General features: G+C 41.4%; 23 protein-coding genes. 3 read left to right on the forward strand and 20 right to left on the reverse strand.

Going from position 1 to position 22,191, the window contains the following annotated elements; all coding sequences use genetic code 11:
- Window positions 1-72: 72 nt before the first annotated feature.
- Complete coding sequence (locus AC4OGX_RS07900; RefSeq protein WP_493329624.1) at window positions 73-477, reverse strand: IS110 family transposase; 405 nt, start codon at window positions 475-477, stop codon at window positions 73-75.
- 183 nt (window positions 478-660) lie between these two features.
- Between AC4OGX_RS07900 and AC4OGX_RS07905 the strand changes: the two genes are divergently transcribed.
- Entirely contained in the window at window positions 661-1,614 is a 954-nt protein-coding gene (locus AC4OGX_RS07905) for a hypothetical protein (protein WP_493329625.1), read from the forward strand.
- Between the two features lie 425 nt (window positions 1,615-2,039).
- Here the strand turns inward: AC4OGX_RS07905 and AC4OGX_RS07910 are convergent, their stop codons facing one another.
- The 11 genes from AC4OGX_RS07910 to AC4OGX_RS07960 all read right to left on the reverse strand — a co-directional run bounded on the left by AC4OGX_RS07910 (window position 2,040) and on the right by AC4OGX_RS07960 (window position 10,488).
- Window positions 2,040-2,441 carry an ATP-binding protein gene (locus tag AC4OGX_RS07910; protein WP_493329626.1) on the reverse strand — a complete coding sequence of 134 codons (402 nt, stop codon included), beginning with the start codon at window positions 2,439-2,441 and terminating at the stop codon, window positions 2,040-2,042.
- A gap of 215 nt (window positions 2,442-2,656) precedes the next feature.
- Entirely contained in the window at window positions 2,657-3,007 is a 351-nt protein-coding gene (locus AC4OGX_RS07915; protein WP_493329628.1) for a hypothetical protein, read from the reverse strand.
- Between the two features lie 604 nt (window positions 3,008-3,611).
- On the reverse strand, window positions 3,612-4,520 hold the full coding sequence (locus AC4OGX_RS07920; protein WP_493329630.1) for an Abi family protein: 909 nt from the start codon (window positions 4,518-4,520) through the stop codon (window positions 3,612-3,614).
- Window positions 4,521-4,692: 172 nt separating this feature from the next.
- Window positions 4,693-5,304 (reverse strand): protein adenylyltransferase Fic, encoded by a 612-nt coding sequence (gene fic, locus AC4OGX_RS07925; protein WP_493329631.1) that lies wholly within the window; start codon window positions 5,302-5,304, stop codon window positions 4,693-4,695.
- A 135-nt stretch (window positions 5,305-5,439) separates the two neighbouring features.
- Complete coding sequence (locus tag AC4OGX_RS07930) at window positions 5,440-5,727, reverse strand: hypothetical protein (RefSeq protein ID WP_493329632.1); 288 nt, start codon at window positions 5,725-5,727, stop codon at window positions 5,440-5,442.
- 3 nt (window positions 5,728-5,730) lie between these two features.
- The gene (locus AC4OGX_RS07935) at window positions 5,731-6,027 is read right to left on the reverse strand and encodes a DUF2089 family protein (protein ID WP_493329634.1); all 297 of its coding nucleotides are present in this window, start codon (window positions 6,025-6,027) and stop codon (window positions 5,731-5,733) included.
- Between the two features lie 208 nt (window positions 6,028-6,235).
- Window positions 6,236-6,928, reverse strand: a complete 693-nt coding sequence (locus AC4OGX_RS07940; RefSeq protein ID WP_493329635.1) for an ABC transporter permease — start codon at window positions 6,926-6,928, stop codon at window positions 6,236-6,238.
- A gap of 1 nt (window position 6,929) precedes the next feature.
- Window positions 6,930-7,844: an ABC transporter ATP-binding protein gene (locus AC4OGX_RS07945; protein ID WP_493329636.1), complete on the reverse strand. Its 915-nt coding sequence runs from the start codon at window positions 7,842-7,844 to the stop codon at window positions 6,930-6,932.
- 75 nt (window positions 7,845-7,919) lie between these two features.
- Window positions 7,920-8,840, reverse strand: coding sequence for a sensor histidine kinase (locus AC4OGX_RS07950; RefSeq protein WP_493329638.1), 921 nt, complete (start codon window positions 8,838-8,840; stop codon window positions 7,920-7,922).
- Window positions 8,840-9,535 carry a response regulator transcription factor gene (locus AC4OGX_RS07955; protein WP_493329639.1) on the reverse strand — a complete coding sequence of 232 codons (696 nt, stop codon included), beginning with the start codon at window positions 9,533-9,535 and terminating at the stop codon, window positions 8,840-8,842. Before AC4OGX_RS07955 ends, AC4OGX_RS07950 begins: the two co-directional genes overlap by 1 nt.
- Window positions 9,536-9,654: 119 nt before the next feature.
- Complete coding sequence (locus AC4OGX_RS07960; protein WP_493329641.1) at window positions 9,655-10,488, reverse strand: GIY-YIG nuclease family protein; 834 nt, start codon at window positions 10,486-10,488, stop codon at window positions 9,655-9,657.
- Between the two features lie 458 nt (window positions 10,489-10,946).
- On the opposite strand from AC4OGX_RS07960, the gene AC4OGX_RS07965 reads away from it, so the two are divergent.
- Window positions 10,947-12,020, forward strand: a complete 1,074-nt coding sequence (locus AC4OGX_RS07965; protein WP_493329642.1) for a M24 family metallopeptidase — start codon at window positions 10,947-10,949, stop codon at window positions 12,018-12,020.
- A gap of 135 nt (window positions 12,021-12,155) precedes the next feature.
- Here the strand turns inward: AC4OGX_RS07965 and AC4OGX_RS07970 are convergent, their stop codons facing one another.
- From AC4OGX_RS07970 to AC4OGX_RS07990, 5 genes are all read right to left on the reverse strand, one after another.
- The gene (locus AC4OGX_RS07970) at window positions 12,156-12,986 is read right to left on the reverse strand and encodes a DNA-3-methyladenine glycosylase family protein (RefSeq protein WP_493329644.1); all 831 of its coding nucleotides are present in this window, start codon (window positions 12,984-12,986) and stop codon (window positions 12,156-12,158) included.
- Window positions 12,987-12,991: 5 nt separating this feature from the next.
- Window positions 12,992-13,633 (reverse strand): endonuclease III domain-containing protein, encoded by a 642-nt coding sequence (locus tag AC4OGX_RS07975; protein WP_493329645.1) that lies wholly within the window; start codon window positions 13,631-13,633, stop codon window positions 12,992-12,994.
- A 148-nt stretch (window positions 13,634-13,781) separates the two neighbouring features.
- Window positions 13,782-15,023: an MFS transporter gene (locus AC4OGX_RS07980; protein WP_493329647.1), complete on the reverse strand. Its 1,242-nt coding sequence runs from the start codon at window positions 15,021-15,023 to the stop codon at window positions 13,782-13,784.
- A gap of 172 nt (window positions 15,024-15,195) precedes the next feature.
- Window positions 15,196-15,861 (reverse strand): TetR/AcrR family transcriptional regulator, encoded by a 666-nt coding sequence (locus tag AC4OGX_RS07985; protein ID WP_493329649.1) that lies wholly within the window; start codon window positions 15,859-15,861, stop codon window positions 15,196-15,198.
- A 149-nt stretch (window positions 15,862-16,010) separates the two neighbouring features.
- On the reverse strand, window positions 16,011-17,363 hold the full coding sequence (locus tag AC4OGX_RS07990) for an MATE family efflux transporter (protein WP_493329650.1): 1,353 nt from the start codon (window positions 17,361-17,363) through the stop codon (window positions 16,011-16,013).
- Between the two features lie 127 nt (window positions 17,364-17,490).
- Between AC4OGX_RS07990 and AC4OGX_RS07995 the strand changes: the two genes are divergently transcribed.
- On the forward strand, window positions 17,491-18,150 hold the full coding sequence (locus AC4OGX_RS07995) for a Crp/Fnr family transcriptional regulator (protein ID WP_493329652.1): 660 nt from the start codon (window positions 17,491-17,493) through the stop codon (window positions 18,148-18,150).
- A gap of 99 nt (window positions 18,151-18,249) precedes the next feature.
- Here the strand turns inward: AC4OGX_RS07995 and AC4OGX_RS08000 are convergent, their stop codons facing one another.
- From AC4OGX_RS08000 to AC4OGX_RS08010, 3 genes are all read right to left on the reverse strand, one after another.
- On the reverse strand, window positions 18,250-19,416 hold the full coding sequence (locus tag AC4OGX_RS08000) for a zinc ribbon domain-containing protein (RefSeq protein ID WP_493329653.1): 1,167 nt from the start codon (window positions 19,414-19,416) through the stop codon (window positions 18,250-18,252).
- 112 nt (window positions 19,417-19,528) lie between these two features.
- Entirely contained in the window at window positions 19,529-20,503 is a 975-nt protein-coding gene (gene bsh / locus AC4OGX_RS08005; RefSeq protein ID WP_493329654.1) for a choloylglycine hydrolase, read from the reverse strand.
- 266 nt (window positions 20,504-20,769) lie between these two features.
- Complete coding sequence (locus tag AC4OGX_RS08010) at window positions 20,770-22,125, reverse strand: NosD domain-containing protein (RefSeq protein WP_493329656.1); 1,356 nt, start codon at window positions 22,123-22,125, stop codon at window positions 20,770-20,772.
- Window positions 22,126-22,191: the final 66 nt, after the last annotated feature.

The raw sequence follows: 22,191 nt of genomic DNA on the forward strand, positions 1-22,191 counted from the left end.
GTTTATGGCCATTTTTCTTAAATTTCTTTTTCTGCACGATATTTAGTTGTCAATTTTCGGGGGGAATCTCATTTATTGAGATTCCGAGAAGTTATGAATGTATACCGCATGGTAGCCGCCATAGGATAAGCATTGTGCAATCATTAAGGCATCCCTCGCGTCCGTTTTTACCCGTTTCCCCTGCTGTGTCAACATGGTTGTCGGTGCCAGAATCACACATTTTACCCCTGCCGCTGTGAGCTGGTTATATAATGAATATCCAAGACACCCCGCCTCATATCCACAAACAATATCGTTTTCATTGTCCAGACCCAGTTTCAATTTCAGATCATCGATAAACATCAGAATGTTTTTGTAGTCTGCCATTAGCTGGATGTTTGTAAAAATGCAATCTTCTTCGCCAATCACAGGCTCCATTGCGCAAAGTGTGTAATTTTTACTATGGACATCCATCCCAATTTTGATTATTCTATACATAGTGGCCTCCTTTTGTATGCGGTAATCCCTGTTACTATTGTTCTTGTTCAAACTTTAGTATACAGGTAAATCCACGTTGCTACAAATGTGAGGTCACTTCATATTATCTAATACAGATTTATATGAATGGGTGGGAAATGATAAAACATACCTTTGACAGCCACAACATTACCTACCAGACATATGATAATTTTTTTTCAAATCAGCGATATACGAAAGGCACAGGAGCTGGCAGATAAATTTGATTCAAAATCACTCTGTCGACAACTGGATCTTTTGGCTCATAAAGTAAATCCTTATCTTGATACGATTGAAAAGGTTTTCCACCAGGGATACCACTGGTGTGTAGACCAATGCGAGTACGCAACCGACATTATGTTTAAGAGCCGTGACGCTCTGGAGGATATTTATCCATCCCTGGTTGGACACGCATTCTACAATTTCAAATGTACCTATATTTTTTCCTTACTCGGACGAAAACTTGATCCAAAGTTTCAGGGAGAAGCAGTCTCCGATTATCGAAAACGCCCGACTGGCTGGAGAATTAAATTCAAAATGAAATCAAACAGTATCAAAATGTATGATAAGTTCAGCTGTCTGCGCATCGAGATGACAATCAATGACCCGAAGGAGTTCAAAGTCTATAAGAATGGCACTACTTTCAAAAGTTGGGTTCCTATGGGGCAGTCAATCGCCAATCTTTACCAGTATACTGAAATATCAAAAGCAGCAAACAAATGTTTTATCGATTCTATGCAGGAAATAGTTCCTGTTCAAAGTATTGAAAAAGAGATTAATGGTATCTGTGAAAGGAAAGTGGTCAAAGGTAAGAAGACCTACACCGGATATAATGTTTGGTCACCAGAAGTATTTCAGTTATTTGAAGAAATATCTAATAGGAGATATTTAATCCGTGGTTTTACCAATCAGGAAGTCCGCAGGGCAATCTGTAAAGAAAATTCGGATACCCCAAAAGAAAGCGGGCGGATGAGCAGGACCCTTTCCAAACTTAGGGCCCGCGGTCTCATACGTAAAATCCCGCACACCAGACGATATCTTGTAAGCAGTAAAGGATGCCAGGTTCTGGGGGCACTGATAGAAACAAAACGGAAAATGTATCCTAACCTTGCTGCATGATAACCCATCCAGTCACCAGTATAATTTCCATTTAAACCCGGTCTCATAAGACAGAGTAGATACTTGTGCGCTCATTTTGCTTTACAAGCTTAGTGTCTATGTTTTTCTAAATCAATAACATAGACACTAAGCTTGTAAAAGATCTCGCCAAATATCTAAATATGCGTTCTCAGTATACCCTCTCCCCGGAATAATAACAATTCTTTCGGAATAATATTTCTTATTTATCGGAACGATATGTATAAGCAGCCTTGCAACGCCTTTGGCTCTGCTTATACACGAAAATCCAGCAATCTCCCTTGTGCCTCTGCCGTATCACAACTTTTACATTCTCCAATTTCCCCTCGCTCAATCATAATAAAACCGTAGTTCACCACCATCCAAGCAACCGCAGTTTGTCGCATTTTACCCATCTCTTTCAGTAGTTATGTTGTCTTTAATTTGCCAAACGCAACGTAAGGAGCAATTTCACTAATTGATTTCAGCATTGTCCTGCTTAAAATCTTATATATTTTTCTTTCGTCTTCCGTTAAATTCAGGTTTTTTTCAAAAACTGGAAGTACAATCTTAATTGTATTTTCTGACACTTCAAAGTCCGGTTGTCTCAAGCATTCTTCATAGAGTTGTTTTATCCGTGTAATTCCTATACCGAATATTTCAACAAACCCTAATCTGTAAAACACATTTGCAAGATTTCTATTTCTTAGAACCGAAAGTTCCCCCGATAAATACTCATCCTCTGTTATTCCAGAAGGCAGTCCTCCCGGAGAAATAATTTCTATTCTGTCGTCAAACATCGAAACTTTTATCTGTAGCTCCATAGCCATACTCTATAAATCAATGCATTTGCAATTACTTTCCTGAATGCGGTCTCCGGTATTTTTTTCTACCTTTTTTGATTGGTGCCTTATATTTCTTCGTATTGATAATAATCTTTGAATACCTATGATGCTTTTTCGCAGACTTCCAAAATGGATATATTATCAAATGTTGCTCTCTTATAAATCACACTGATGTTCTCACCGAACTTCACTATATCAATTCACGGAAAATGATTTTTATCTGCCAGAATACCAGCTGCATTATTATATCCAATGGTATTGTTATATAAATTCAGCGTTTTCAAAGTTTCCTGATTAAAGTTCTCAATCTGAATGTAGTCTTTTAATTTTTGCTGTAAAGCATCAAACATCAGTTCTTGTTCTTCACACGACAATTCTTCAAATCTGATATTTCTCCCTTCCAAAATTAGTCTTGACAACCCCCATATGTCAACCTCTATTGTTGTAGTATCATTTCGTTTGTATGCTTTTAATTTATATAAATATTGCTTTTGAAGACCACTTTTTACAGTCAGTTTTATCGTTTTGTCATTATTCTGCAATTCCACCATGTACTCAGGCTGCGGAGTAATGCTGTCATTAATTTTGTTTTCGATATCCAGACACGCTTGCTATACATCCGACATTCCTTTAAAATTGCCGTCTTCCTTTCCAACTTTACTGCTTATATTATACGCAAAAAACCAATCGTATTTTTTACGATTGATTTCCCTTGAATTTAGAGTATTTCTTCTTGTATCTTCTTATAATTTTTTGCATGTTAACCTTTGAATGTTTACGCTTTTGTTACCCCATATCTTCTCGCTTATAAATGCTCCTTTCCACTTCTGAAACAGCCCCAATATGGCAAAAAAATTATAACATATCCAGTAACTCTCTACCATAGCTAACCGTCATACAAAAACAATCTGCCTTAGTTACCTTAGTTGTTAGTATGAAAATTTATCCAATAGTATAGAATTTTTGGACCTCCTGCTATTTCTCGAATTGAGTAATCCTGTTGAAAATAATTTAAGTGTTGTCTATTAATGAAAAAAGATGTTTTGTAAAAATATGGCGAAGTGCCTATCGTAACACTCCGCCGAAAGCCTAATCGGTTTGAGCTTAATATGCTTGATTAGGTCTGTTTTAACATGATATGCATTTTAATTGATTTTAAACACTCAAATGTGCCTTCCAATCTGTCGGCATATTCATTGCTGTAAGACTGAGCACATTACTGTGATTCTGAATCAACTTATCTAATTCATTCACAAATCGCATCCATTCTTCACCAGATGATCGCAAATATTTCATTGCTAATAAATTCTGATATAATCCATTATGCGCCGGTGAAGGCACTACTCTATCAATATCCAAAATTTCTGGCGTAGTATGTATTGTCCGATTATATATTCTGGAATTATGGGCACACATATTTCTTAGTACAGAAACAGCCTGCACCCATGAAGCAAACATTTTCTGAGATGGCTTTACTAAATTCCCCTTTTTAGAAACAAACTGATAATCAGAAGCTAAAACTGAATATGCACTGCCTGTACCTGTTTTCAGATTTTTAATAATCTTCGATAAAGTTCCAAAGGAAAGAACTTCTACCACTGCCCATACAGGCACTTCACCTTCATGATTATCAAAATTATGTTTAATAAACACATCGTTAGAACGAGCAATTTCTGAAGCAATCGCAGACATATTCTGCCAATACATCTTTTTGTCTTTAAAAATTGATGAGTCCTGTATAATCAATGCATCTCCATATACAAGTAATGATTCTACCAATCTTACTCTTAAAGCAACTTCAATCTTTGAAATCATTGAAAAAATCAAAGTGGATAGCTCCTGATCGAATTGATATAATTTTATGATATCTTCAAAATTGGTTCCAGGAACATATTTTTTAGTAGAATTATCATATAAGTGGAACGAATATCCCCGTAAACGATAAAATCCAATGGATTTTAATGCTGTTTCTACATTTTCCTGAGAAGTAATTATCATTCCTGCATCAATATAGGATTGCATTTGTTGTCTGATTGTTAATATTTGTTTTGGATACTGATACATAAAACACTCCATAAATGAAAAAGTCCCACCGGGTTGCGCATGAAAATCAGAGGCGTGGTGGGTTCTGTTAATGTTATTATACAATATTCAATACGTATGTCAAGATTATTTTTCAGAGTATCAATCCATATTGGTTTCAAAAATATATCTGGTCGTGAGACAGACGGCTGCCTTACTTTTCCGTCAATTCTTCTGTCTTGAAGACATAATAACCTTCATAATAATAACTATGATCAATGCCCTTCATATAAATTTCGCGGTCATGAATATTGTCTGTCAGAGCATTTTTCAACAGAAACTTAATTTCAATATCTTTAATCGGACTTCGTTCCATAGCAAGCAGATAATCCTCTTTGTCCACCTTGCTCCTTTCCACCACATAGCCGATTTCTTTTTTCAACATCAGATCAAGCCATATTCTTGTGCTTCTTCCATTGCCTTCTCTGAATGGATGGGCGACATTCATTTCTACATATTTTTCAATAATTTCATCAAAAGTCGACTGCGGCATTTTATCAATACTTTGTAAGGCCACTTCCAGATACATAAGAGGTGCAAATCTAAAAGTTCCTTTTGACAGATTCACCTTTCGAAGCTTACCGGCAAAAACATAAATCTCATCATATAGATATTTGTGAATCGCCGCAAGACTTTCATATATCCCTGGCTCCAGTTTTTCCAGAAATCCGTTTTCAAACATTTCGACGGCTTTTTGCTTGCTGATTTTTTCTTCCGCTCTTGCCAATTCCGTTGGATCAGTAATACCAAATTTATTTTCAAACATATCTTAACCTCGGATTCATCTATACTCAGATTTTTAAGCATTATATATTGTTATCACAGCCCGGCCTTGGATATCTGGAACAACAACCTATTCGAACCGCCCCCTATGAATCCCATATCCCCCCCTCCCCACTCTTTAAATATCCTTAGCCTTCATTCTCTCCATCTCGTCCTGCCTTAACTTTTTATACTTCTCTCGTCCAGTTCCCCAATCTCCAAAAAACAATGTGTTAAGAACTAAAAATGGAAAGAGAAATCTTATCTCAAACGGCACTTTTCCACTTGCAAAGACAAAGATTGTACCTGCTAATATGAATACAGGAATAATCCCTCCCCACAATGGGCTTTTCATCCTGGTACACAAAAGATACTCTACAATAAACAATACAATCGCGATAACAAATCCTATCATCAAATCAAACATTCTTTAATTCTCCTTTTCCTGCTTATATTTTTCAATAATAATTTTTGCAGTTTCTAAATCAATTCGGGAATCAACTGCCAGTCCTTTTATAAAGGTGGCAAACGGTTCTTCCTCTTTCTTGTCACCTAATTCAATTTTCTGAATGAGTTTGTCTAATCGTAACCGAACAGTCGGATATGATACTTCATATAATTTAGCAATCTCTTTCAATGACCCTGATTTTAGAACAAAGTTTTTGAGAAATGCGATATCTTCCGTTTCTAAAGATAGCAACCATTGAGGTATTTTATCAATCTCCATTTCTTATCCCCTTTCATTTTGTCTTTAATTATATTCAATATATCATAAATAATATTAAAGTCAATATTTATCTTCAAAGAAATTATTTTATTTTTACTCAAATCAAAAGCACACCGTCAATGATGTGCTTTTCCCCGCCTTCCATTTGATTTTTAATAACTAATATAAACCACAATAAAAACCGTAAGCTGTATTTCCCCCTCATCTTCTAATCCAGCTTCGTCACCTTCTTCTGAAACACAATCCCCACCGCCGCTGCTGTAATCACCAGCACGAAAATAATCTGCAGCGCATTCTCCTGATTTGTAGGGTTCTTTGTGATGATAACCTGACGGATAAACAGCGCAATGAGAGAGGTCACGATGGTTGCCGGAATAGACTTTTTAATCATACCGACCACAAGCGGCCACCAGGACAAAATACTGCAGGCGATAGTACTGGTAACCGCCATCGGTATCCATTTCGTCAGATATTCCATTTGAAAATCCCCTTCCAACATATCAAAAGCAGAATCCATTCCGATGATATAGCCGCAGCAGCAGACATATCCCAGCAGAATCGCAGCCGCCGTAAAAACCATGATAATGATCATTTTGGATGCAATCAGCTGCTTTTTGTTCAATGGATAAGAGAATAAAATGGTAATGGTCCGTTGATTGTATTCGCTGATCACCAAAGACGACGTAAGTACCGATGAATAGATCAAAAATATAATAGTGAGCAGTATTCCGATTACGAGAAAGGTACTTTCAAAGGTGTCCTTTGTCTGCTCCGGGTCCGTCATACTGTCCACCAAAGATACTGTGATAAATAAAATGCAGAATATAATCGCTATAAACGCAATTAAGATCTTCCTTGATAATCTGAATTTTTTAAGTTCTAACTTTAGTAAATGTGTCATTTTATTTTCCTCCCTCTGCAAGCTGGAAGAAATAATCTTCAAGACTGTTTTCTTTTCGCCCAATACTTTCTAATCCGATGCCGTTTTTCACAAGCATTGCTGAGATCTCTTTTCCAGCAACATTTGTATCATAAATCCGTATGATCCGGTCATTAACGACTGTAAAATGTGTACATTTCCCATCCTGCTCCAACAAACAGGCAGCCTGTTTTACGTCATCCACATTGACCTCAATATACTCTGCCTGATACTCATGTACGTCCTGGATCGAAACCTCTTTCAAAAGTCTGCCGCCCGTGATAATGACAATCCGGTCCACGATCTGTTCTACCTCTGAGAGTATGTGGCTTGAAATAAAAATTGTTGTCCCAAAGTCCTGATTTAACCGCTGAAATAAAAGACGCATTTCCTTTATCCCCTCCGGATCCAGTGCATTGATCGGCTCATCCAGGATCAGCAGCTCCGGCCTGGCCAAGACCGCCCTCGCAATGGCAAGGCGCTGTTTCATTCCCAGGGAATAGTGAGAAACTGCCTTTCCGTCAATATTTTGCAGATTCACAAGCTCCAAAACCTCGTCAATCCGCTCATGATTGTGATAGCCCATGTATTCACAATGCAGTTCCAGATTTTCCCGTGCGGTCATTTTCTCATAGAAATATGGGTTTTCAATAATTGAACCGATCCGTTTCAAACACTCGAAGCTTTTATCCCCCATTCTTTCACCCCAAATGAATACGTCCCCTGAGTCCGGCTGCACCAAATTCAAAAGCATTTTCATGATCGTGCTTTTTCCGGCACCATTAGGACCCACGAAGCCATAAATCTCTCCTTTTTTGACATGGATATTTACATGGTCTACTACTGTTTTTTCTTTATAGGATTTTGTTAGATCTGATGTTTTTATGATGTAATCCATTTTGTATGCCTCCTTTGCTGACCCATAGTATACAAAATAGAGTTCACTTTTTTCTGACTGAAATCTAACTTTTTTCTAACTTTTCAAGATGACTGTAAAAACGGTTTTCACTCCCGGTTCACTATACACCTGTATATCCGCCCCCATCTGCTGTGCAAGATTTCTTGCAATTGTCAATCCCAGTCCGCTCCCCGAGCTTTTCTGTGCTGTTGTGTAATTACGGGAAAAAGTCTGCTCCTGCTGTTTTTCAGGAATCCCTTTTCCGTGATCCTCAACCTCTATCAGCACTCTGCCTGATTTTTTCTCTATCCGCAATGCCAGGTACTTACCATCACTTCCATGCTTTATTGCATTATCGATCAGGTTTTTGAGTATTCTTTTGAGTGCCTCCATATCTGCGCACGCATATTCAGGCACATCACTGATCTCCATTTCAACATTATATTGCGCCTCCTCTAAGATGTCATAGTACTCCAAAATAACATCATGGCATATTTGTGTAATATTGACGCTCTGCATCTCCATTTTCATATCACCAGAAATAATTTTTGACATGGTAAAGTAATCGTTTATCGTCGAAACCAGCTCATTTGCTTTGCCATCAACTTTTAGCACCATTTCCGGGATCCTGCCCATCTCCTCTTTATCTGAAAGCTCCCTGCACAGCAATTCGCTATATCCCTTCAGTACAGTAAGAGGGGTTCTAAGATCATGTGAAATATTCGTCAGCACCTGCTCCATCGCTCTCTTGGAGCGGTCGTACTCCGCCTTTTGCAAATAAAACAGCTCCAGCAGACGGTTGACCCCCGCTGCGAGTTCCCTGATCTCCAGATTGTCAGATGGAATTAAAATTTGACGTTCCTCTTTTAAATAAGACGTTTCTTGAAGCCACTCTCTGATATAAGAAATCTCTTTACTCTTTCTTTTGTTCTTTCCCCGCTCATATAAGTACAGAATCAACAGCACAACTATCAGAATAAGAAGTATTGCGCTCATTACGTTTCCTCCATCTTATAGCCAATTCCCCATAACGTTTTGATATACGCTGTATCATTGTTGGACGCTGCCTTTAGCTTAGAACGAAGTCTGTTCATATGAGTATTTAACACATTTTCATTTCCAAAATAGGGTTCCCGCCAGATCAGATCATAGATCTGCTCCTTGGAAAAGGCCTGGCCCGGATGAGAAGCCAGCAGATTCAGTATTTCAAATTCCGTTCGGGTCAATTCTAAAGTGGTCCCTGCAGCTTTTACCGTACGTGTTGCCTGGTTAATCTCCAGATCTTTGATTTTCGTAACCACCTGATCCGACCGGCTGTCATAACTGGTTGCCCGCCTGATATTTGCTTTGATCCTTGCCGTCAGCTCAATCAGCGAAAATGGCTTCACTACATAATCATCTGCGCCCAGATTTAATCCCATTGACTTATCCGTGTCATTATCCTTTGCAGTAAGAATGATAATCGGAATCGTGCTGATTTGACGAATTGCTTTGATCACATCCATGCCACTTGTATCCGGTAACATCAGATCAATCAGAGCAAGAGCGTAGTCTGTATCATTCTGAAAGGCCTTAATTGCGTCAAAACCACAGTGGTAAGCATCTGTAACAAAATTCTCGCCTGATAAATAGTTTTCAACCATTTCACAGATAGATAGATCATCCTCAACAACAAAAATCCTATGATTCATGTTCCTTTTTCCTCCCATATTCATATTTCCTGCCTCTGCTCGAATCGCTTTTGCTATCCCTTTTGCAATCCCTTTTGTTTCCGATAACATTTATTATGAGAGATTTATCAATCAAATTTTTAAAGATCTTTCAATTTGGTTCCATTCTCTGTTTTCCAATCCACATTTCCATTAGATGTATGCCCCAATACTACTGCTGATGCTGCTGACGGAGCGCTGAATTCATAGTTTTTCGTAAACCTTCTGTCTACAATTGTACCATCTGCCTCTAATTTACTTCTTAAAACATAGTATGTTTTTCCCTGTGTTTCCAATGAGGGAACGATATGATCTGAGACAACGGAATCTTTTAAAACAGTAAATCCCTCTGGACTTACAAATCCTTTTGCGTTTCCACCAGAACCTTTACAGTACAAATATACCGTATCTACAGTTGCCTGCGGTGCGGGAATAAGTACTTTATACCCCAATGTACTGATAAGAACTTTTATGTTATCAATAAATTCTTCCATTACTGCAATCTGTGACTCTTTCATTACAGTATTTCTATATGTATTTTTAGTTAAAACAACATATCGGTTACTCTCACGGGCAATTTCGACCAAACGGTTTTCCAGATAGCGGATTAATGCCTTATTTAAATCTCTGCCCACAAAAATAACCGCTGTATTCCAATAATACTTTTCTTTCCCTGAATGATAATCTCTAAGATGCTGGTTTAATCTGTCTATAATATTTTCAGCCTCACCTATATAAACCGAATCTTCCCCATCGTCTTCCTGACAGAAAAGGAAATACACTCCTGCTCCCTTAACATCCTCTCGCCCACACCCCAAGACTTCCGTTCGTGGAATTTTTATTGATTTACCATTCCAATTTGAAAGCTCTGCTGTAACAAGACTGTCCGTTGTTCCATTAACTAAAAATAACTCTATCGATTTCCCATATGCCATAATCTTCCCTCTATTCTACTGCTGCTAACACTTTTAACTCATCTTATTTTCCTTACAACTGCATTCAGCCACTATTCAATATAATTATCAGCCATCTCGTACATTTTCTGCGAACCAACAGCTGCTGTTTACACTCTTTGCAGTAGAGTTTAAATTCCACAGTTCATCGTGTGCCGCATAAAATCACAGTACAAAATGGTCAATTGAATTTTCTCCTGCGTCCATTAGCAAGTCTGCTTCTGCCTTTTCAGTATAACCCGTTATTGAAAGAACAGCAACTCCCTCCACACCCTTTTACCTCTATTCTCCCCCTTTCCGCTATCCTCTCTAACATTTCACCTATCCCTTCCGCATAATTTCAAAACATATGAGATTTCGATATTATTTTCGTGAAATCTTTCCCCCGTTATGATATAATGCTCACAGAGTCATTTTTACTAAGGAAAGGAGATTTTAAAATGAACGAAAGAATCAACCGCGTATTGGAAAAAATGGAGAAAAAGGGACTGGATCAGTTATTGTTATCTGACCCGTTAAGCATCCGCTTTTTAACAGGAATCATGGTAAACCCTGGGGAAAGATTATATGCTTTACTGCTTCGCAGCAATGGAAAACACACCTTATTCCTGAACTATCTCTACTATGTATCCAATACAGGATTTGAAGAGGTTTGGTTCAGCGATATGGACGACCAGATCGGTGTTCTCATGGAACATATCGATACAAAGAGCGTACTCGGTATTGATAAGACATGGCCGGCACGTTTCTTGATCCCGCTGCAGGAGCGCTGCCCTGAGTTAAAAACAATCTGGGGATCTGACTGTATCGATGATGTCCGTGCCGTGAAAAACGCAGAAGAGATTGAGATTATGAAGCAGGCTTCCGTTATTAATGACAGCGTTATGGAAAAAGCTGCTGCATTTATCAAAGAAGGCATGACAGAAAAAGAAGTCGCAGATTTCATTGATGCAGAATATATGAAAGCCGGAGCAAGCGGATTAAGCTTTGATACCATCGTATGCTTTGGTGCGAATGCTGCTGACCAGCATCACACTCCAAGTGATACAAGAACACTCAAAGCCGGCGAATGTGTCCTGATCGATATGGGATGTGTATGGAAAGGTTACTGCTCTGATATGACAAGAACCTTCTACTGCAAGAGCGTAGATGATGAGCAGGCAGCGATCCACGATCTTGTTCGCACAGCTGTTGAAAAAGCAGAAGCTGTGATCAAGCCAGGCGTGCGTTTCTGCGATATCGATGCTCAGGCAAGAGATCTGATCGACGAGGCTGGTTACAGTGAATACTGGAGAATCCGTCTCGGACACTTCATCGGCCAGGAAGACCACGAATATGGCGATGTAAGCCCTATCAACAAAAATGTGGCAGAGCCAGGAATGATCTTCTCCATCGAACCTGGTATCTACATCGAAGGTAAATACGGTGTTCGTGTGGAAGACCTTGTCCTCGTTACAGAAGATGGACATGAACTTCTGAACGCTGTAGATAAAAAATGGAGAATCGTGGGCTAAGCATACTTTTACAAATATACTAAGCTGCAAAGGGCTGCGGCATCAGCTGAATATAAAAGCTGATGCCGCAGCCCTAAAAATATCCCTATCTCCTTTTATCTCTGAATCTTCCGCTGCCTCTATTCCCGGTAAAATCTAAGTTTCCAGATCTTTTCCCAGCAATTCATAATAGAAGATATACTGCTGCATGACACCTTCGCACCCTTTATACCTACGTTTCGGAAATCCTTTGGGATAATGCTTTTTCAGTGCCTGGTTAATATGTGTATCAACGGGAAATGCCTCTAACTGGTGCAGCGCAAAGAGACAGATACAGTCTGCCACCTTACCTCCCACTCCAAACAGCTTCATAAGCTCCTCTTTCGCATTCCTGTAGGACATCTTTCTGACCTCATCCAAGGAAATTTCTCCATTTACGACACTCCTTGCCGTCCTGACAACATATTTACTCCGGTATCCCAGATTGCAGTCTTTTAACTCATCCTCATCAAGACAGGCCAATGCCTCTGGAGTGGGAAATGTGTAATAGTTCTTCCCATTTTCAGCTTCTGCTTTCTCTCCGTATTTCTCACAGATATTCTGGATACACCTGCGGATCCGTACAATATTATTCTGCTGGGATATCAAAAATGAAACGATCATTTCCCACAGATCCTGATTTAGAATACGGATTCCACAGCCAAATTCCGCCGCATTTTTCAGGTATTTATCCTTTGGATTAATCTTCTCCTGGTACTCTTCATACTGTGTATCCAAATCAAAATAATGCTTCCAGAATTCCTCAAACGCCGACTCATCACAATGGAAGGTACACTCTTTTCCCTGCTGTGAGATCTCCAGATAGCGGTCTTTTGCAATGACCTCATAGATCCCCGGCTGTATCTGTCTCATTCGGAAACACTGGCCTGACTCACAGATCTGTCCTATCTCAAAACAATCATATGACCGTATCGTAACTTTGCCCATCTTCGCTACTCTCCCACGCCATTTTTCGCACAGATATCTGCAAGACAGCATTGATCACAATATGGTTTCGTTCTTGCCGTACACACATCTCTTCCGTGATATACAAGGCGGTGGCAGAAATCACTGCCCTCCTTCGGCGGAATGATCTTCCAAAGGGCCATCTCTACTTTTTTAGGGTCCTTGATTCCATCTACCAAACCAATGCGGTTCGTCAGCCGGATACAATGCGTATCCGTTACGATCGCAGGCTCGCCGAATACATCACCCATGATCAGATTCGCACTCTTGCGCCCCACTCCCGGAAGCTTTAACAGCGCATTGAAATCTCTCGGGATCTTACCTCCGAATTCTTCTTTCAGCATTTTCATGCAGGCGCTGATATCCCTTGCCTTGCTTTTTCCCAGACCGCAGGGTCTTACGATCCTCTCAATATCTTCCACATCCGCCTCAGCCAGGGATTCTACGTCAGGATACTTTGCATACAGATCTTCTACCACTACATTTACACGGGCATCCGTACACTGTGCAGCAAGACGGACACTGACCAGCAGCTTCCACGCCTGGTCATAATCTAAGGTACAGCCGGCATCCGGGTACTCCTTCTTCAAACGATCTATCACTTCTAATGCCAATTCCTCTTTTGTCATATCATTACCTCCTGGTATAGACTCTGCGACAATTATACCATGAATGTCCTGCTCGTGAAATACCCCGTTAAACATTCTGTTTCCAGCCTTCCCAGCTCCTTCCAGATAGATCCTCCTCAAGAGATAGATCCATATGATCGTATAGATTCTACAGCTTTTCTGCACTTCTTTTATTGTAAACTGCAATGATGCCATTTGCCACTGCTGCCGCAAAGAAAACTGCCCCCGCTCCCTGCTTGAACCGTTCGAACAAAACGCCATAGATCACCTGCCCTATTGGCTGTGCACAGGTAGAAACTGCGATCACCCAGGCAATGACCTTACCAACCATTTCCTGCGGCACCGCCACCTGAATGAATGACATGATCTGTATGGAATAAACTGCTGCCAGTGCCATCATGACCATTCCTGCAGCTGCCAGAATAAGATACGCAACCCATGGTGAACAGTCCACAAACAAAACAATCCCCATCGGTATCAGAAGTATACCGCCATACAGCAGGATCTTCCAGCTCTTGCGGATCTCCAGCCTGCCCCCTAAGGCTCCCGCACTGATTCCTCCGGCCAGGCCGCCGATCGCCAGTATCCCTTCCATAAATCCATAGAGCCTTGATGCCTGGGCCGCACTGAAATCCAAAAGCTGCATTACAATGACTGGAAGGCCAATGATCATAAGCGATGATAAAACAAGGTTGACTCCCGCACAGCACAGCGTCAGTTTCCCGATCTCCGGTTTCTCCCGCGTAATAAAGGAAAGACTTTCTTTTAAATCTACACCCGTTTCACGCAGGATAGACTGCGTTCTCTCCCTTTTAACAAACGGAATACGAATAAAAATTTCCATTACTGCTGATACGAAAAAACAGAGCGCTGCCGTATAAAGTATAGGATAGATTCCCCACATACTATAAGCGATCCCTCCCAAAGCCGGCCCAAGCAGTCCGGACAGAGAAGATATCATATTAATGACAGCATTTGCAGACATAACATGATCTGTCTCAACCAAAGCAGGGATGCTGGCCTGCACGGAAGGCTGGTAAGCACCGCTGATTCCATAGAGCATAAAAAGCATGACAAGCACCAGACCTGTCAGGCTTACTCTGCCATACAGGATTAAAAACAGGACTGTCAGTCCCGACGTGAAAAAATCAAGAAATACCATAATATTTCTTTTGTTTACTCTGTCCGCAATCAATCCCCCTATAGGTGACATCACGGCAAGAGGCAGGAATGCAAAGCCTGATACGATACCTAAAAGTGCCGCTGATCCAGTTACATTCAACAAATGAATCGGCAGTGCAAACCTCATAACCGCATTTCCAAACAGGGAAATGATCTGTCCGGCTACGACCAGCCAAAAATCTTTTGTGAAACCTTTCTTTTTCTTCATTTCATTAACCTCCTTTTAATACCAACCGTTGGTATGTATATAGTTAAAAATTATCTGCCCTGTGTATACAGGACAGAATTTCTTTACTATCTAAATATAATCCCCTGCTTTTGGGACTCACAATGAAGACCTTGAGGCCATGTAATGTGGTACTGACAGCACAGTATATACATTAATCAGCCTTACTCTTATTTGCCTTGTAAATATTAGCATATTCCTCGATTCTGCCAATCATTTCATCGGTAATGATATCCAGATCCAGCAGCTTTAACAGATACTGATAAAACTTAAGCTTCTTCAGCGTCTCATCTGGTTCACAATGATAGATCATCGGATTCAGCCAGATATCTCCCAGAAGCATGAGAACCTCTGCCAGCTGTTTAGGATAGTCTGTGTGGATCGAACCATCCAGAATCCCTTCTTCTATCACCCTATGCACCATCTCTGATGATTCCTTCTGTACGGTATCATGAAGATAAACGACCAGCAGCTGCGGATTCCTCAGCATATCAGGCGCCACCTTGAATAAATCCGCCTGAGCCGGATTTGATACAGAAGCATTAAAAAGCTCAGTCAGCTTTTCCATTCCATTCAAATCTTTCCTATCACAGATCTGCTGTATCTCTGCCCCTGTATTAGAGTAAAGATGGTTAGCTACAGCACTCATGATCTCTTCCTTCGATTTAAAATGATGATAGATCGCACCCTTGCTCAGACCGCCTAAATGGTTGATAATATCCTGAATCGACGTGTGGTCATATCCCTGCTCTATAAAAAGCTGTGCCGCAGTATCAATGATCAGCTTCCTTGTCTCCTCAGGATGTTTATTTCTTGCCATTTCCTGCCTCCTAGACTTTTCTTCCGTAATTACATACTATCGGTATGTTTATTATACATACTATTAGTATGTTTGTCAAATAGTTTTTGACAATTATATCTCACAACTATGTTCTGCCCCATTGTGTTTCGCACTTTCTCACGGTTATTTCAGACTACTGCCCGCCGCTGGTATTTCACAGGGGCCGAAGCTCTCTTCATATAGATAACGATCACCAGAATCATCACAATCGAAGAAAACGGTGACACCAGTCCATAATATGTCAGATTCCTTACACCGCTGCTGAACAGAAGAAATAGAATCGGTACCCGGATCAGTAAGGCCCCGGTACAGCAGTTTATCATCGTAAATACTGTTCTTTCACAGCCATTCAGATAAGCATTCAGGCTGAACAGAACAGATACTGCCAGATAATCCAGACTGCATGACTTCATGAACCAGACACCGCAGGCAGCCACCTGTGCATCTTTCGAAAACAATCCGATCATAGACTGCGGATGCAGCTGCGCCCATAAAAAGAAAACTGCGGCACAGGCCAGGGAAATATAAATTCCATAGCGCACAAAATATCTGGCCCTGTCTGCTTTTCCCGCAGCCACATTCTGCGCGGTCAATGCTGTCAATGCGCTTGAGATAGAAGTTGCTGGCAGCATGGCAAATACATCAAATTTACCGGCGATCCCTACCGCAGAAGCCGCAAAAACACCGAAGCTGTTAATGATCGCCGTCAGATACAAAAACGATACCCGCACCATGCATTCCTGAAAGGAAACCGGAACGCCTACATGGATCAATTCCCTCAGCAGGCTCTTCTCTATCCTCAGGCCGCGCAGAGATATCCCAAACGGCCAGCTGCGCCGCCGGAGATAAAGAAATGCAAGGATCATGCTGACTCCCTGCGACAATACCGTTGAAACAGCGGTCCCGACAGCCCCCATATGCAGATATCCCACTGTATAAATATCTCCGATCACATTGCAGATACATGCTGCCGCCGCAAATAAAAGCGGGCTGACAGAATCCCCATACCCTCTTAACACTGCACATAAAGCGTTGTATTCGCAGATAAAGAAAATCCCCGCACTGCAGATGAGCACATATCCATAAGCTTCTGCCATAGATGCCTTTGGCACCTGGAGTATTTGTAAGATCGGAGAAACCGTACCTGCGATCACTGCCGTGAGCACCACCGCAAACAGTGCAAAACATAGAATTGTTGTACTGATCGCAGAGGCAACCTTTTCGAATTTCCCCATCCCCGTATATTTTGCAACCAGTATCGTTCCCCCCACTGTCAGCCCTGAAATCAGACTGGTAATGATCTGTGTCACCTGTGTTCCGGTAGAGACCGCCGCAATGCTGTCGGCCGGGCAGAAAGCACCAATGACCATCAAATCCACCGCTCCATATAGTGCCTGCAGTAAATTTGCAAGTACGAATGGTATCGAAAACCTAAGCAGAACATGCCATATATTCCCCTCTGTTAATGAAATCTGCTTCATCACTCTCATCCTTCCTCTTCTAACCTTTTGTTGAAGTATATTTAAGCAGAACACGATTAAATTTTCTGTAGCCCAGGCTACATTTTATAGAAAAAAGTGGTATACTGTTTCTGAAAGAGGGGATATTATGAGTCAGATAAAAATACCTGAGAATCTTGCCTCCTGTTTCGAAGAGGCAGGAAGACTCCATACATACCAGCCCTTAGAGGCAATTTATCTGCAGGGTGAGAATGCAGATGGGATCTATTTTATACGCAAAGGGCGGGTACGCGCCTATTATGTAACGAATACGGGAAAAGAGCTTACCTATGAGATTATAGAAAAAGGGCGGATCTTCGGTGAATCCTCCTTTCTCTCCCAGTGTGTACGCCCGGTCAGCGTGGCGGCTGTCACAGAGGTAGAGCTTTTTGTATGCGATCTTGATCATTTATATTCGTATATGGCAAAGTCAGAAGAATTGATGCGGATCATGCTCCAATTAATGTCTAATACCTGCAATCATCTCACCGAGCAGCTGCGCCGAGTAACGCTTTATGACCGCTATCAAAAAATCGCAAGCCTGCTGCTCAATGAGACCAGACACCCTGACCGTGACCGGGGCGTTACGGCTTCCAGTATTCCTTATACACAGGAGGATCTTGCTTTGATACTTGGGATGAACCGGGTCACGGTTAATAAAGTACTCAATGAATGGAAACGGGGCGGCATCATTGCTGTGTCTTACGGACGCATCACGATACTTAGGCGTGAGGCTCTGGAAAAAATACTGATCCCTAAGCTTAAATGATACCTTAGAATTGCTGCAAGTAAGGTCTGACAAAGAAGGACCATGACCGGTTTTCGTACCGGTCATGGTCCTATGTCTTCCTAAATTCAGGATTCAGCTTTAATACTCAATATAACTGCCGCTTTGATAACGCAGTGCATACTCTAATGTACAATCCTCAAGAGAAATGTCTTTGTCAAAATATGCATCAACAGTAGCTTCCTGCCCTGGCTTCCAGGACGTCACCTGGCTCACCGTCCCATTGCCTATAATGTTGCCGTTTTTATCCAATACAGAAATTTCCATACCGAAATAATCAAAGGTCAGATCTGTTGTATTCTTCATATTCACTGTATACTTCTTTATGCCCCATTCATCTTCTGCAACATTTACTTTAAACCCTTCAGTCATTTTCTGTATGGATTCCTTGGTATCTAACTGCTCCTTTACAGCTTCAGCATCCACGAGAATATCGTCTAACTTGCCCTGGTAATCCTTATCTACTGTCAGGCCATACTCTTCAACAAACTTTTTAATCAGCAGAATTCTCTTTTCATATACGTCTGCCCACTGTGTGGCATACCGATTATAGTCTACCGTAAAATATTTAGTAGCTTCTTTCGCCTCATGAAGACTGTCAATATACAATTTGGCATCCTCTTTCAGTCCCGGGTCATCAAATGTCTTATTATAGAATTCTTCAATTTCATTCAGTTCTACATCACAAAATTCACTATACTGGTCAGGATCCTCACTTACCAGACCCTGCGCTATATACTCATCGTTTTTGTCCCAGCGTTTCATTAATCCCTTAGAAAGCCCTCGCATGAACTGTCCGTCCACTGACAGCTCATAATGACATTGTTCAACCATTTTCTTGGAGTCCTCGTAATCTCCCAGTTCTGTAAACTTCTGCAAGGCTTCCTCGTACTTTTCGTCCTGAAATAATTGTTGTGCAGATTTATAATTCCTGGAATCTTGGGTCATTACATAATATCCTATCCCGGCCGCCAGCACAATTACTAATATTACAGCAATTGCAATCACCGCCTTTTTAGGGAAGGGCTTCTTGGAATTTGGCGTACCCTTCTCTTTTTGTTCCTGACTCAGCTCTTTCTCTGCCTGCTCCTTATTCTTCTGTTGTTTTGTCTCTTTTTCCTCTTTCACTGCCGTTTCGTCTGCAGCCTCTTTCTTTTTTGTCTCTTCAATTGGATAACCACAATTCGGACAGGTCCCTGCCCTATCGCTAATCTCTTTTCCGCATTCTGGACACTTAATCAATGCCATAAGTTCTTCCTCCTCTAGTCTGTCTGCTAAGTATCATTTTTAATTATACAGAATAAATACAGGGGAATCAACAGGAACCAGACGGAAGCAAAACAGGGGGCATTACTATATGTTAATTCTGCATCCGGATCTGCTCTGTCTGGATCAGCGGATATCTCACTAACTGGTCACTATCCAGTTTCTCTTGATGCATATTTACTGCCGTTATCTGATGATTATCATAGGTTGTATAATAGTAGATTCCCTTCTCTGCATTGCAGCAGGAAGTATACAACGTAACTTCATAATTTCCATCCTCCAGTTTGCTGCACCCGCGCGGCTGTTCAACAGAACCTAATATATGGAAAAACTGGCTGACGCTCTCTGCCTCCGAATCACCGCAGACAGCGTTCATCTTTACAAAGGCAGCACGGACAAAACGGGATTGGGATGACCAGTCACCTGGCAGTCCCATAGCTCCCATTCCACAACTGTAAACCGTAAGCGGCAGCTTATCAGAAAAATGATTCACCGGGGCTTCTGGGGAGAGCTTCATATAGTTGTTGAGTTGAAACATCTGCTCCATAAAGGGAGGGTTGTTCGTCAGAATCCCAACAGGATTGTCATAAATATGCAGTCCGCTTTTTGTTGCCTCCAGCGTAACAGCTTCCCTGCGGTCTGCGATCAGCCAGTGGAGACTGGCTATGGTCAGTTTATCATTAAACGGTGCACCTACAAGATTCATTCTTCCAAGCAGTGCCCTTACCTCTTTTACAGATGCACATTGGCTGAGGATCCATGGTATCAGCTCGAACTGAATGATATTTTCCTTATTTCTCACTTTCTCACCATAATAAGCATTTCCAACGAAATTCAGCCCCGTCATTCCCAGACCCTTCTCATTTATCGCATCATAATACAGCGGATAATTTTCTGCCACATGAGCCATCCCGATCATGGCATAATGATGGCCCATAATACCAATATTACGGAAACGCAAAGGAAAGCTGCGGGGCGTTACCGTTACTTCCTCTCCATAGGAAATTTCATAATCCAGTGTGCGTCCAAAATAGAAATCTTTTGTGCAGTAAGCTGCTGCTGTACACATATTGCTGCCTCCTTAAATAAAATCATTCTACCTCTTATTCATATACAGAAAAATTGCGGCTATTCCTGATCGCCACTGTTTACTTGTACTTTTCTCTGATAGAAATATTATAAGCTTCCCCCAAAATGCGATCTCTATTACTAAATTCCTGAAAATAAAGAAAAACTGTAACTCGTAAATCACGCCCTCCTGTGAATCACAAGTTACAGTTCTTCTAGCATTCCTCTTATATTTTTATACCTATGTTTCCGCTGTTTATCTTTTTGCTATGCTCCTGCGATGGGGGTTCCTCTGAACGCATTTACAGTCCTGTCCATCACAACCTGGATATCACTTCCTGAATCCAGTACCGTGTTTTGAATCGCTTCCTTTTCCACCAATACCGCTGTCACGTCAAGCTCCGTCAGCCCGTCTGTAGTCAGCAGAGCCCCGACCTGGGATGAGAAGCAGGAGGCATCTGCCGCATTCTCTCCTTTAACTGCTTCTGTCGCTGCCACAATATGGTTATTCGAAATATAGTTCCCTTTTCCTGAAACAACATGTATAATAACAGGTTTTGCATCTGGCGGGGTAATATACTGCTTCCCAATTGTTTCTGAAATATGATTCCCTATGACGGAATTGTAGTCCCCGCTGATATTGATAAGACCATATAAATCATCCAGCCCATTATCAAGCTTCTGCATCGGAGGCCACGGCTCATGATCTCGCAGAAAATGATTGGATGCAACCAGATTTTCCGTACAGTTTCCTTCAAATACCAGCATCCCCGGGTAAAATGAATGGAACCTGTTGCTTGTAATGGAAGAACGTGCCACACCCGCAAAATGAACACTGCTCGTACCGCGCGGGAAAATATTATTCGCCGTGATCAGAAGCCCGCCAAAATTCTCAGCGTAAATAGAATACCCCTTATAGCCGGCGCCCATCAGGTTATCCGTTATTTTTGACGCCTGCCCCGAGCCCCTAAGCTCTATGCAGTTACCGCATTCGGCGATGAAGTTGTCATGTATGGACAATGCATCCGCATGATAGATCGTGATCCCGTGCTCCAGATATACGAGTCCCATACCCGTGATCCGAAAGGAATCCTGAGCGCATGCAATATAAATCCCTGTTTTCCCATTTGTATATGTATTTTCAGGATCTGCCTTTCCTAAACCGTCATCCACAAAATGCAGCCCGTCGATACAAAAATTTTCAAACTCTACGGAGCTGATACGGGGATCTCCTGTGCGCTCCACATAGAATGCAGCCCCCTTGGCCTCATCTTCCTCTGTTTTGGCAGGAAGATCCACAAGTATGCGGCTTCCGCCCGGCCACAGATCGTGCAGATCCTTCCACTCATCCCGGGGAGTGTTAAAGCGGATACTCGAAGAGATGAATCCATGCCCGGAACCCATGATCTTCAGATAACTAATATCTATCACTACCTGGGTGCGAAGATGGTAGTCTCCTGACGGGATATAGATGACTGCCCCAGGTTTCCCTCCTTCATTCACATCCGTTTCGGTCTGCCTGCTTTTGATGTCTGCGATCATACTGTTGATCACCTCACCAATATCCTCATATGGGTTGCCAACCTTCCACTTAGTTACGTCATAATAATTCTTACTGGCCATTCGTAAAACCTCCTGATAAATTTGCCTGTCCCGCTCTGGATATCATGATAGACCTCTGTGCTAAAA

Source organism: Faecalicatena sp., from assembly GCF_058819085.1.